This window comes from Cohnella yongneupensis, from assembly GCF_042655785.1.
Classification (GTDB): Bacteria; Bacillota; Bacilli; order Paenibacillales; family Paenibacillaceae; genus Cohnella; species Cohnella yongneupensis.
Genome location: NZ_JBHSNC010000020.1, coordinates 1 through 13,548, shown reverse-complemented (window position 1 = coordinate 13,548; position 13,548 = coordinate 1). Strand labels below are relative to the sequence as shown.

7 protein-coding genes are annotated in these 13,548 nt (G+C 54.9%); 5 read left to right on the top strand and 2 right to left on the bottom strand.

The genetic code is table 11. The annotated features are described in order from the left end of the window. Nucleotides 1-245 precede the first annotated feature (245 nt). A complete protein-coding gene (locus ACFPQ4_RS06500; protein ID WP_378110972.1) occupies nt 246-1,478 on the bottom strand; it encodes a response regulator in 1,233 nt (410 codons plus the stop codon). Next, complete coding sequence (locus ACFPQ4_RS06495; RefSeq protein WP_378110971.1) at nt 1,475-3,187, bottom strand: sensor histidine kinase; 1,713 nt, start codon at nt 3,185-3,187, stop codon at nt 1,475-1,477. Before ACFPQ4_RS06495 ends, ACFPQ4_RS06500 begins: the two co-directional genes overlap by 4 nt. 247 nt (nt 3,188-3,434) lie before the next feature. On the opposite strand from ACFPQ4_RS06495, the gene ACFPQ4_RS06490 reads away from it, so the two are divergent. From ACFPQ4_RS06490 to ACFPQ4_RS06470, 5 genes are all read left to right on the top strand, one after another. Further along, entirely contained in the window at nt 3,435-4,835 is a 1,401-nt protein-coding gene (locus ACFPQ4_RS06490; protein ID WP_378110970.1) for an extracellular solute-binding protein, read from the top strand. Between the two features lie 72 nt (nt 4,836-4,907). Beyond that, entirely contained in the window at nt 4,908-5,795 is an 888-nt protein-coding gene (locus tag ACFPQ4_RS06485; protein ID WP_378110969.1) for a carbohydrate ABC transporter permease, read from the top strand. Continuing rightward, a complete protein-coding gene (locus ACFPQ4_RS06480) occupies nt 5,792-6,631 on the top strand; it encodes a carbohydrate ABC transporter permease (RefSeq protein WP_378110968.1) in 840 nt (279 codons plus the stop codon). The genes ACFPQ4_RS06485 and ACFPQ4_RS06480 overlap by 4 nt, the downstream gene beginning before the upstream one ends. A gap of 145 nt (nt 6,632-6,776) precedes the next feature. Then, the gene (locus ACFPQ4_RS06475; protein ID WP_378110967.1) at nt 6,777-9,782 is read left to right on the top strand and encodes a galactose-binding domain-containing protein; all 3,006 of its coding nucleotides are present in this window, start codon (nt 6,777-6,779) and stop codon (nt 9,780-9,782) included. Nucleotides 9,783-9,799: 17 nt separating this feature from the next. Continuing rightward, the gene (locus tag ACFPQ4_RS06470; RefSeq protein ID WP_378110966.1) at nt 9,800-13,459 is read left to right on the top strand and encodes a glycosyl hydrolase family 95 catalytic domain-containing protein; all 3,660 of its coding nucleotides are present in this window, start codon (nt 9,800-9,802) and stop codon (nt 13,457-13,459) included. The last annotated feature ends 89 nt before the right edge of the window (nt 13,460-13,548 follow it).

Here is a 13,548-nt window from a genome sequence, read left to right as displayed (position 1 = left end):
AACTGAATTTGAATGTCAGACGACTCACGGACCATAGCGACTCTACTCCTGGGTCACGAGTCTATAATGCAGATATGGCGGACACTGAAGTCGGTAATTGGGCTTTCATGCTGGGAATAGGTGAAGTTTGCAGTGAATAAGGGCGCCTGTGTCCGCGATTAGCTTAATAGCACGCATTTGGGGCGGGATAGAGTCATCTTTGTCCGTTGGGTTTGTGTGATTTAGGTTTGTGAGCCATTCCACCGTTAAATCCGCCGCTGATCCTTGAACTCCTTAGGCGTGCAGCCGGCATGCTTCTTGAACATCGTGGAGAAGTATTTGTAGTCTCCATAGCCAACCCGTGCGGCAACCTCATACGTTTTGGCTCCTGGTTCGCATAGGAATAGCTTGGCTTTCTCGACTCTGTACCGATTGAGCCAATGCACGAAGTTCATGCCGGTCTCTTCCTTGAACACGCGGCTCAAGTAGTTAGGAGTTACGTACACCGTTCCGGCAATATCGGCAAGGCTGAAATCTTCCGCGTAATGTTGCTCGATATATTGAATAGACGAGGCTACCATCATCCTGAAGCTCGGGGCGAGGTCGTCTTTGTTCGTTCTCAGCGCGTCCAGCGCTTCGGCATACGATGCGGCAAGCTCTAGCAAATTGTCGCGGATGCCGCCGAGTCCGATCGAGACGGACAGCTTAATATATTGGCGAATCGCGACTTGAATTTCCTGGGCAAGCGACTCCATGAACTCTCCGGTCAATTCATCCGCACTTATTAAGGCGATTAGCTGATCTTGCTCGCCGTACACGACGACGCCAGCGGTTTTCGACAAAATTATTTCCTCGGAAATGTTCATTATGGCATATTTCAACAGTTGTCGACCGGATTCCGGCATGCGATCGGTCATCGGGCCGAAATCGTCGATAGCGATCGCGGCGATCGCATAGTCCGGTCCGGTTAAATTCACGCGAAGCGAGTCGGCTTTCGCTAAGATCGCGACGTCCGATGCATATCCGCCTTTCAGCAGCTTATTGATGAACGAAGATTTGATCGTGGGATAATTCTCGTTCCAGACGTGCTCTTGGGATTGGCGGCTGGATTTGCTCGCTTCCGCTTGCAAGATGGTTTCTTTTAACCCCGCTAAAACTTCGATCAAATTTTCCGCGCCTACCGGCTTCAGCAAATAATCGTTGACGCCGACGGAGATCGCTTTTCGCGCGTACGCGAAATCCTCGTAGCCGCTAACGATGACGATCTTAGTGTCCGGCAATTGTTGTCTCAATTGATCCGCCAGCGTCAGTCCGTCCATAGACGGCATTCGGATATCGGTCATTACGATGTTCGGTTTGAGCGAGGCGGCTAACCTAAGCGCATCCGCGCCGTTTCCCGCTTCGCCGACGATTTCCATCCCGAGAGCCTCCCAATCGATCGAGACGCGGATGCCTTTGCGGATAATCGGTTCGTCGTCCACGAGCAAAATACGGATCATAAGGATCCTCCCTGTACGAAAGGTTGTTTAATGATGACGGTCGTGCCTGCCCCCGGAGCGCTCGTAAAATGGAGTCCGTATTCGGAGCCGAAATATAACTGAATGCGGTCGTTCACGTTTTTGATTCCGAATCCCCGATTATCCTCTTCGACACGAAACAATAACCGATTGATTTCGTTCTCGTCCGCGCCGGCCCCGTCGTCGGTAATTTGGTAAATAAGCGTACCGCCTTCGGCGAAAATATCGACGTCGATCCGCCCGTTCTCGCCTTTCTTCTCGATGCCGTGCTGAATGGCGTTCTCGACGATCGGCTGAAGAATAAGCTTGGCGACCCTGCCGTTAAGCACATCGTCCGATACGCGGATCGTAAATCGGATGCGATCCTCGAAGCGCTTCTCCTGAATGAAGATGTAATGGTTCAAATGCTCGATCTCGCTTTTCACCGTCGTAAATTCATTGCCGCTGTTCAGGCTTAGCCTGAATAGCTTGGAGAGCGCTTGAACGAGATTGGAGCTTTCGTGCGCCTTCTCGATCCGGCACATCCAATAGATCGTGTCCAGCGTGTTATACAGAAAATGCGGGTTGATCTGCGCATGCAGCGCCTTCAGCTCCGCTTCCTTCTGCTTGATCTGAACCGCGTACACTTCGTGGATCAGCTCGCCGAGCTTATGGGACATCCGGTTGAAGCTTCGCCCGATAAGCGCAATTTCGTCGTTGCCCGTAACGCTCAGATTGACTTTGAAGTTCTCGTGCTCGAGCTCCTTCATCGCTTTGCGAATTCGATTCAGAGGACCGAGCACCCGATAAGTGAATAGCACGATCATGGCGATGCAAATAGCCGAAATGATGCATAGGACGACGATCGTGAAGTTGCGAATCGAATGCGCGTCGCGCGAAAGCTCGTTAAGAGGAACGAGATTCACGAGCCTCCATCCGGGACGGGACAAGTTATATCGCGTCTCTATATAGGGCTGCCCGTCGATTTTAGCCTGGAAGTAGCCGTTCGTGTCTTCATATATTCGCCGATCGTCGTATTTCTCGTTCAGCTTGTCGCCAAGGAGGCTGGCATTGAGAGAAGAGATAACGTTCCGCTGCTCGTCTATGACAAACGTGTCCACGTTATTGCTAAGCGGCTTGTTGCGATAAATATTCGAGATTTCGTCTTCGAGGATGTTGATCTTAATGAAGGCGAGATCGGAAGACAAGTTGTCGATGTCTTTGAACACTTTAAGGAAAGAGATGACTTTCGTCTCGGTATTATCGTAGTTCGTTACCGTGTCCGCCATGAGCAAGCCTTCTCCCCGAAGCTCGAGCAAGCGCCGTTTCATGTTCGGGCTAATGACGTTGGTGGCGCTGGCTGTATCGAACGTAAGCCCGTTGGCAGCTTCGACGTAGATGGAATAGATATTCGTTCGGAACACGACGAAGTTGTTGACGGAATTAACCGCACCCTGTAGCAACGCGTTAGGCGAGCGGCTGATCTGGTCGGCGGACATTCTCATATAGTTCATGAACTCTTTGTTTTGCCAAAGATAGTAGGAGGAGTTCTTCATATCTTTGAACACTTGGTCGATATTATCCGCGATTTGCTGCACGGTGTTGAAGTTCGAGAGGCTCACTTTGTCCTCTATGATGTCGGTCGCCTTGACGTAAGAGAATACGCTTACAAGAATGAGCGGCACGACCGCGATGACGAGCGAGAAGAGCATGAATTTATGCTGCAGGCTGAAGAACCTTTTGGTGAAAATGCTTATCCCTCCATGCGCGTATTCTCCGGTAACTATAGGTTAGATCGGAATCGCCGTACGTTCAACACTTCGGGGCAAACAAAGTATTATTTTAGACTTTTTAATAGAATCGTCACCTTTTTTTTCGCGGCTTGCCCTGACACAATGGGAACAGAAGCCAGGAAGCGGGCCCGCTGCCTATTCGACAATTTCATTAGGAGGCTATGACATGAGAGGGAAAGGGTCATTATCAAAGTGGGTTGGATTGCTGGTCGTTCTAACGTTGGTATTGGCGGTCGCCGCCGCTTGCGGCAATAACGATAACGAGAAAAATAACGCAACTGCGTCTTCGCCAAGCGTAAGCGCGCCGGCTAGTTCGGAAGAAGCGCCGCCTGCGTCGGAGGATACGAAGAAAGAACCGATTACGGTCACGTTAATGGATTTGTGGGCGAAGGATAAGACGGAGAACGTATCGACTTCCGTACGGGAAGCGCTCGCGAAGTTCCAAGAAGAAAACCCGGATATCATCGTTCAAGAGGAATCGATCGGCGACCAAACGGCTTATTATACGAAGCTGAAGACGCTTGCGGCTTCCAACGAATTGCCGGACATCTTCATCAGCAAAGGCTCCGAGCTGGCCATGTTCGCTAAGAACGGCGCAGCGGCTCCGCTCGACGAAATTCTTAACGCGGACGCGGCTTGGAAAGACGGCTTCCTGCCTTCTTCCTTCAACGACCTAAGCACCGAAGGTAGCATCTACGGCGTTCCGTTCTCCATGCTGGCGACGCACGTCATCTACTACAACAAACAAATTTTCGCGGACGCTGGCATCGCTTCGTTCCCGACGACTTGGGCTGATTTCGAGAGCGCGATCGAGAAGCTGAAAGCGAAGGGCGTTACGCCGATCGCGCTAGGCAACAAAGAACAATGGGTGGCCGAATCGTGCTTGCTCAGCGCATTGGGAGACCGTTACACGGGCTCCGATTGGTTTAACGGCATTATCGCGAAATCCGGCGCGAAGTTCACCGACGCGGACTTCGTTACTGGCTTGACGGCATTCCAGAACCTGGCTAAGCTCGGCGCCTTCAATAAGGATATGAACAGCATCAACAACGATCAACAAAAGACGCTCTACTTCAACGGCAAAGCCGCGATGTTCATCGAAGGCAGCTGGGCGATCGGAGCGGTTATGGCCGCGCCTGCCGAAATCGCCGAGAACACGGAAGTAGCCGTATTCCCTTCGGTCGACGGCGGCAAAGGCCAAGCGCTGGCAACCTCCGGCGGCGCAGGCTCCGGCTTCGCGGTTGGCGTTAAAGGCTACGCGGAGAAGAAAGAAGCGATCGCGAAAGTGCTTAAAGCAATCAGCGGAGCGGAATTCGCGAAGAGCCTCGCAGAGAAAGGCGAGCCGGTCGCATACAAAGTCGCGGACTATGACAAGAGCAAAGTCAGCTCGCTCGCGGTCAAATACGCCGCATTGTCTTCGCAGCTTCAGTTCACGCCGATCTACGACTCCTACTTGAGCCCGGCGGTCATCAGCAAGATGAACGCAGGCTTGCAGGATCTGCTGATCGACGCCGTATCGCCGCAAGACCTCGCCGCGAGCATTCAAGCGGAATACGAGAAAAATTAACGTACGGCAATAGAATCGTCGGCCGCCGGGGAATCGCAACATTCCCCGGCCGCTGTTAAGGAGCGTAGCGGAGTGAACTACAAAAGCGCTTTAAAAATCAAGAAATCCACGCTACTCGGTCTCCTTGTTCCCGGCATCGCCATCTATTTGTTCATTATCATCGTGCCGTTATGCCTCTCGTTCTACTATAGTCTGACGGATTGGACGGGCGGGCCGATCAAGCATTTCATCGGGTTCGACAATTACCATGAGCTGCTAGGAGATTCGCTGTTTTGGAAGTCGTTCAAGAATAATATGACGATCGTGTTCCTTACGCTCGTTATCCAGATGGGTCTCGCTTTCCTGCTCACCGTGCTGTTCATGTCCAAAGCGATGCGCATGAAAGAGTTTCACCGGACGGTTATCTTTTTCCCAGTCGTGTTATCCGCGGTAGTCGTAGGCTTCATTTGGCAGATGATGTACAGCAACGATTACGGGATATTGAACGCCGTGCTTCGGTCGCTCGGCATGGGCGATGCGATCCAGGCTTGGCTGGACGATCCGAAGATCGTTATTTATTCCGTCGCCGCGCCGCTCATCTGGCAATATCTCGGCATCCCGCTCATTATTTTTCAATCGGCCGTGCAGGGCATCTCGAAGGAAATTTACGAGACTTGCGAGCTCGACGGCTGCACGGGCATTCGCAAGGCGCTCTACATTACGTTCCCGCTCATCTTCGACACGATTAAAGTCGTCATTATGCTTAGCATCGCCTCGAACATGCTTGTTTTCAGCCATATTTACGTGTTGACGGGCGGAGGGCCGGGCACGAGCTCGATGGTGCTGGCGCAATACGCGTACAACACGTCGTTCACGAGCATGCGGTTGGGTTACGGCAGTACGGTCACGATGGGGATATTCGTGCTTAGCTTCGGATTGGTGCTCATCTTCAAAAAGCTGGCGGAGGTGAAGCAACGGTGATTTTGTTCTCCACATTGCGCGGATTCGGCAGATTGACATTCAATCTATTCGTGCTCCTGTTCTCGTTATCTTGCCTATTCCCGATCCTATGGATCGTCTATTCGTCCCTGAAGAGCAAAGAAGCGTTCATGCTGGACAGCGTCTCCTTGCCGAAAGTGTTGCACTTTAGCAACTATCATAAGGCTTTCGTAGAAGGCAAGATGTACACCTACTTCATCAGCAGCGCGTTCAATACGATCGCGACCGTCGCGCTCGTCATCGTGCTGGCCTTCTGCATCGCTTATGTGTTGTCGCGGTATAAATTCAGGGGCCGCAATATGATTTACACGCTGTTCATCTTGGGCATGCTCATCCCGGTCTACGGGTTGCTCGTGCCGCTGTTCCTGCAATTCAAGGTGCTCGGGTTGAACGATAAGTTCTACACGCTGCTCATGCCGTATATCGCGATCCGCTTGCCGCTATCGATCTTCCTGTTCGAGAGCTTCATTAAGACGGTGCCGGTCGAGCTGGACGAAGCGGCTTACATCGATGGGGCATCCACGACCTATACAATGACGCGGATTATTATGCCGGTGTGCAGGCCGGTCATCGCGACCGTGCTCATCTTGGCTTTCCTCGACACGTGGAACGAGTTCCCGTTCTCGCTCGTATTGGTCGCGCAGGAGCATCTGAAGACGCTGCCGGTCGGACTCACGAATTTCTACGGTCAGTACACGACGGATTATACGACGTTGATGGCGGCGATGGTGTTGTCCATCTTGCCCGTCATGGCGGTCTATCTGATCTTCTATAAGAACATTATCAAAGGCATGACCGCGGGAGCGGTAAAAGGTTGATGTTCCTCCGTGCAGTCCATGTGGCTGCCGGATAACATTTAATAAATCTTGTAAGCGCTTAATATGGGAAAAAGGGAGGGATATCGTTTGCATTAGGTAAGAGGGGTATACGGCAAATATCTAAATGGAGAGGGAGATCATCATTATGATTCGTACAACGCAAGGAAGGCCATTCGGAATTTTGCTAATCGTCGCCCTATTCGTCGGCCTGATCGCCAATCTGGCACAAGCGCCTGAAGCGGCTGCCGCAGGCGTAACTTTGCACGTAGCCAAAAACGGGAACGATTCGAACGCCGGAACGGCCGCCGCGCCATTCCTGACAATCAATCGCGCGGCGCAAGTCGCTCTACCGGGAGACAAAGTCGTCGTCCATGCGGGTCTGTACCGCGAGACGGTCAAACCGGCGCGGGGAGGCGCGGACGAAGCCACTCGGATTACGTATACGAACGCCGGCGACGGCGAAGTCGTCATCAAGGGCTCGGAAGAGGTCAACAACTGGACCCTTTATCAAGGCAACGTATGGCGCGTCACGCTTCCGAACACTTACTTCGGCAGCTATAACCCGTACTCGACCCGCCAACCGCAGGGAGGCGAAGGCGGCTTCTTCTCGTTCTATACGGCAGGCGACGTCTATCTGGACGAATTGGCCTATTACGAGAAAGGCTCGTTGAACGACGTGCTGGCTTCGGGAGATACGTGGTATACGGAAGTTACGGGCACTCAAACGACGATTTACGCTAACTTCGGCAATTCCGATCCAAACGCGAAGCTCGCGGAGATCAACGTCCGCCGGCAAGTGTTCGCGCCGGACGTCTGGGGGCTCGGCTACATTACCGTCGACGGCTTTACGATCAAGCATGCCGCGAATACGTACTCGGATTTCCCGGGCGTACCCGACAGACGGCAAGCCGGCGCGATCAGCGTCTACGGCGGCTTGAAGTGGATCATCCAGAACAACATCATTATTAACGCCCGCACGATCGGCATCGATATCGGACTCGGCAACGACGAGTGGGCCGGCAACCGGCCGGGAACGACGCGTACGAATTTCCATAATACGAACCTATACGGTTCGCATATCGTGCGTAACAACTACATCGCGAGAAGCGGACAATCGGGTATCGCCGGCGTATTCTCGTGGAACTCGGACATTATGTACAACCGAATCGAAGATACGAATTACCGCGACGAATTCAGCGGTGCGGAGACGGCTCCGATCAAAGTGCACTACATGAACGAAGGCCTCATTAAAGGCAACTACATTAAGAACTCGAAGGGCGGCAACTCCGCCGGCATTTGGACGGACTGGGGCAACCAGAACGTCCGCGTGACGGGCAACATCGTCATGAACGCGCCGTGGGGCTATTACGCGGAAGCCATTCACGGCCCGATTCTAGTAGACAACAACGTGTTCATCGGCAATAGCGACATTCGCATGCTCGACTCCACCGGCGTCGTGTATGCCAACAACCTGTTCGTCGACAACGGCACGGTCCACGCGGACGGCGCGGGACGGGACAGCTACTACTTCGTACCCGGCACGATGAACGAGACTAGCTCCGTGAATTCCGTTCAAAAGTTTTTCTGGTACAACAACCTGTTGAGAGGCACGACGCTTCCGAACAACGAGACGAACAAGACGCAGGTCAAAGAAGGCAACTTCACCGATGCCGTCTCGAACGTCCGTTATTCGGCTACGAATACGGGCCTCAGCCTCACCTTCGATCTCAACACCGCGGGTATTCAAGGGCTCAGCCCAGTCACCCAGCAGCGGGTTGGCATTATCCCCGAGGCGAATGAGAGCATCGCCGCTAACGTGACGACCGACTTCTTCGGCAACAGCTTCGGTTCGTCCAATATTATGGCGGGCCCGTTTGCTAACGCGCATTCCGGTACGAACACTTACGCGCTGTGGCCGCCTGCGGGTCAGAACGTCCCGACGCCGCCACCGCCGCCGGCTGGTACGCCGATCAACTTGTCCGTGAATCCAGGCGTGACCGCCACCGCTTCCTCTTCGGACGGCGCAACGACGGTAGACAAAGCGATTGACGGCAACGGTTCTACGCGCTGGTCGTCCGCCTTTACGGACAACGAGTGGATCAGAATCGACCTTGGGCAGGCGTACAACTTGACCGGGACGAAGCTGTCATGGGAAGCGGCATACGGCAAGTCTTACAAAATTCAAGTATCGGTCGACGGCACGAATTGGACCGACGCCTATTCGACGACGACGGGTGACGGCGGCATCGATCAGCTTAGCCTTAACGCCAGCGGCAGATACGTGCGCATGCTCGGCATTCAGCGCGGAACGCAGTACGGCTACTCTCTGTGGGAATTCGAGGTATATGGCACGTTGGGAGGCGGAGGAGGCGGCAGCAACCAAGCGCTGAACAAGCCGGTTACCGTATCCTCGGTTGCCGACAATACGCAAGGCGCGATGGCTGTCGACGGCAATGCGCAGACGCGCTGGACGTCGGCTTACACGGACAATCAGTGGATCAGAGTCGATCTCGGGCAGACGTACAACTTGACCGGCGCGAAGTTAACGTGGGAGGCGGCGTACGGCAAATCCTACAAGCTGCAAGTGTCCGGAGACGGGACGAACTGGACCGACGCTTACTCGACGACGACCGGTGACGGTGGGACGGACCAATTGAGTTTCAGCGGAAGCGGTCGTTACGTGCGGATGCTCGGCGTGCAACGCGCGACGCAGTACGGCTATTCGCTATGGGAGATCGAGGTTTACGGCACTCCGGCGGGCGGCGGCAGCAGCAACCAAGCGCTCAACAAGCCGGTAACCGTATCCGGGGTCGCCGACAATACGGTAGGCGCATCCGCGGTGGACGGCAACGGGGCGACTCGCTGGTCGTCGGCCTATACGGATAACCAATGGCTGGTCGTCGATCTGGGCGCCGCCAAAACCTTAACAGGGGCGAAGCTCGTCTGGGAAGCCGCATACGGCAAATCTTACAAAATCCAGGTTTCCGGCGATGGCTCGGCTTGGACGGACGTCTACTCGACGACGACCGGTGACGGCGGCACCGATCAGCTAAGCTTTAGCGGCAGCGGCAGATACGTGCGCATGTTGGGCGTGCTGCGTGCGACGCAATACGGATACTCGCTTTGGGAATTCGAAGTTTACGGTAGCTAATACGGAGGTGACATCTAATGGTGAAAGGAAAAAGCTTGAAGCTGATTTGCTCCGCACTGTTGGTTGCGACCGCGGCTTTGTCCGCGGTGGCGGTCGGCAGTACGGTCACGCCTAAGACGGCAAGCGCCGCCAACTATAATCCGCAGCGCATCGGATTGTCCTATTCTTATCCTACGACGTACAGCGATTGGGCGAACGCCTTCCTTGCCGGCAACGGCAAAATGGGCATCATGGTGTTCGGCAATCCGCTGAACGATACGATCGTCTATAACGATCGGGGCTTCAACTTGGCGAAATCGAAGGATCGCACCTTCAATCAGATCAGCGCAGCCGATCTGAATTCGATCAAGAACAACGCCGCGGCCGGCAACTTCGCGGCGGCGAACCAACTCGCCGCGAGCGCGCCCGGCTGGAGCGACGGCGGCGAAGGGAACAGGCATCCCGGCTACGAGATGCTGATCAATATTCCCGCTAGCGGTACGGTAACGAACTACTCCCGCACGACGGATTTTCGCACGGGCGAAATCACGGTCAATTGGACGGATAACCGCGGCACCTGGCAACGCAAGTCGTTCGTCTCAAGGCAGGACGACGTCATCGTGCAATATTTGCCTAAGCCGACGAACGGGACGATTACGGCGTCGATTCAATTGTCGACCGATCCGGGGATGGCTTTTCCGGCTGGCATGACGTTCACGAACGCTTCCGCGACGGACTACTTGAACATGCGAGTCAACTACCCGTCGAACACGAACGGCGCAGGCTATGAAGGCGTGACCCGCGTCATTACGTCCGGCGGGACGAAGAGCATGAACGGCAACGTGCTGAACATTACCGGCGCGGATTCGGTCATGCTGCTTACCCGGACCGCCAAGTATTATAGCGACAGCGCAAACCAGTGGAACCAGAAGAAGCTGCAGAGCCAGCTAGCTGCGATCTCTACCGATTACAACACGCTGCTGAACGGGCAGAAGGCGACGCACCAGACGATTTACGATCGCGTTAAGCTGGATCTGAACGCAAGCGCGGCCGATCGGGCGAAGTCGAACGAAGAGCTGCTGGCCATGCAAAAGGCGAGCTCGACGCCGGTCAAGGCGCTGTGGGAACGAGTATTCGACTCTGGGCGCTATTACTATCTGTCGTCGAGCAGCTCCCAGACGCCGCCGGACCTGCTCGGCATCTGGACCGGCGACTGCAACGCCGGTTGGGGCGGCTACTACCATATGGACGCCAATCTGAATTTGCAGATCTCCGGAGGCAACATCGGGGATATGCCGGAGGCGATGGCCGGGTACTTCGCCCTTAACGAAGCTTGGAAGACGGATTTCCAGACGAACGCGCAGAAGCTGCTCGGCGTGCGCGGTATGCTGGCCGCAGGCAATAGCCCCGGTCCGACGAGCGGACTTATGGCGGCGATTAACACCTATTATCCGTATCAGTATGCGACGGGCGAAGAGGCGTGGCTGCTGTATCCGTTCTGGGAGCATTACCTGATTACGGGGGATACGACGTTCTTGCGCGACCATCTCTATCCGCTGCTCAAGGAAATGGGCTACTTCTACGAGGACTTTTTGACCAAAACCGACAGCAATGGAAAGTATATTTTCGCGGGATCCGTATCGCCGGAAAATCAGCCTTCCAATCTTGCCGTGTCGCTGGTCAACAACTCGACCTTCGACATCGCGGGGGCGAAGTTCGCGCTAACTACGCTCATTCAGGCGGCGAATACGCTCGGGCTTGATCAAGGAGCGGGCCAAGGCGTCGAGAAATGGACGAACATTCTGAACAAGCTGCCGCCGTACTTGATCAACGCTGACGGCGCGCTGCAGGAGTGGTCGTGGCCGGGCTTGAACGACACGTACAATCACCGGCATTCCAGCCACCTCGTCAACGTATGGCCGTATCGCGAAATTACGCCGGAAAGCAATCCGACGTTGTTCAACGCGGCATCGACGACGCTGGAGATGAAGGACGCTTACAGCTACGAGAACGCAGGGCATGGGATCTTGCATTCGGCTCTTATCGCGGCTAACTTGAAAAACGCCCAGTCGGTGTACGGCAAGCTGATGCGGCTGACGAAGGAAGACTTCTACTATAACAGCCTGGCGACATCCCATTACACGAACCACGGCGTATTCGCGACTGACGTCGCCAATACGATGCCCGGCATCATGATGGAGATGCTCGTCTCCTCCAGCCCGGGCACGCTCGAATTGTTGCCGGCTTTGCCGCAGCAGCTCGACAAAGGCGCGATCTCCGGCGTCAAGGGGCGCAACCGGGTCACGGTTCAGGAGCTGAGCTGGGATTTGACGACAAATACGCTGAACGCGACCGTCAAGTCCGACATTAACCAAAGTATCACGCTGATTCAACGCAGAGGCATCGATTCGATTACGTCCAGCGCGCCGGTCAGCGCATCGCCGCTCGGACCGACCGCTAGAGTCTTACAGCTCCAGGCTGGCGTCAGCACGACGATCTCGATCGGCATGGGCCAGCTCGGACCGGTCAACTTGGCTTTGAACAAGCCGGTTACCGTATCTTCGACGTCCGATAATTCGACGGGCGCGAACGCGGTGGACGGCAATACGGGCACGAGATGGTCTTCGGGTTATACCGATAACGAATGGATCGCGGTAGATCTCGGTTCCACGTACAATTTGACCGGAGTGAAGCTGAGCTGGGAGGCCGCCTACGGCAAGTCGTACAAAATCCAAGTGTCCGGCGACGGGTCGAACTGGACGGATGCTTACTCGACGACGACCGGCAACGGAGGGTCTGATCAGATTAACTTCACGGCGAGCGGCAGGTACGTGCGAATGCTCGGCGTACAGCGAGCGACGGCATTCGGTTACTCGCTTTGGGAGTTCGAAGTGAAGGGGACGCCCGGCGGCGGAGGCGGCAGCGGCAACGCGGCATTGAACAAGCCGGCTAGCGTATCGTCGGTGTCGGATAATACGGTGGGCGCGTCCGCGTTCGACGGCAATGCGAACACAAGATGGTCTTCGGGTTATACGAACAACGAGTGGATCTCCGTAGATCTTGGTTCAACTTACAACTTGACCGGCGCGAAGTTAAGCTGGGAGGCGGCGTACGGCAAGTCGTACAAAATCCAAGTATCAAGCAATGGCACGAGCTGGACGGACGTTTACTCGACGACGACCGGCGACGGGGGAACGGACCAGCTTAACTTCACGGCTAGCGGCAGGTACGTACGTATGCAAGGCGTGCAGCGGGCAACGGCATACGGATTCTCGTTATGGGAGTTCGAGGTTTACGGAAGCGTCGCGCAAAGCAGCAGTAATCTGGCGTTGAATCGACCGGTTACGGTAACGTCGGTCGCCGACAATACGCAAGGCGCCAGCGCGGTGGACGGCAATGGTGCGACGCGTTGGTCTTCGGGCTACACGGACAACGAATCGCTGACGGTCGATCTCGGTGCCGTCAAGAGCCTGACCGGAGCCAAGCTAACATGGGAAGCGGCCTACGGGAAGTCGTACAAAATCCAAGTGTCGAGCAACGGCACGAGCTGGACGGACGTGTACGCTACGACGACCGGCGACGGAGGAGTCGATCAGCTTAGCTTCGCAGCCAGCGGCAGATACGTCCGCATGCTCGGTACGCAACGGGCGACGCAATACGGATTCTCCTTATGGGAGTTCGAAGTGTACGGAAGTTAACGAAAAGACGTCGGATCATAAAGAAAGAGGCTGTCCCAAAAGTCATTGACTTAGGGACTGCCCTGTTTTATTCATTATCGATTTAGGTT

What these genes read in the sequence shown, in the direction of transcription:
- ACFPQ4_RS06500 (WP_378110972.1), bottom strand. Translation starts at nt 1,478, where the DNA reads ATGATCCGTATTTTGCTCGTGGACGACGAACCGATTATCCGCAAAGGC.
- ACFPQ4_RS06495 (WP_378110971.1), bottom strand. Translation starts at nt 3,187, where the DNA reads ATGCTCTTCTCGCTCGTCATCGCGGTCGTGCCGCTCATTCTTGTAAGC.
- ACFPQ4_RS06490 (WP_378110970.1), top strand. Translation starts at nt 3,435, where the DNA reads ATGAGAGGGAAAGGGTCATTATCAAAGTGGGTTGGATTGCTGGTCGTT.
- ACFPQ4_RS06475 (WP_378110967.1), top strand. Translation starts at nt 6,777, where the DNA reads ATGATTCGTACAACGCAAGGAAGGCCATTCGGAATTTTGCTAATCGTC.
- ACFPQ4_RS06470 (WP_378110966.1), top strand. Translation starts at nt 9,800, where the DNA reads ATGGTGAAAGGAAAAAGCTTGAAGCTGATTTGCTCCGCACTGTTGGTT.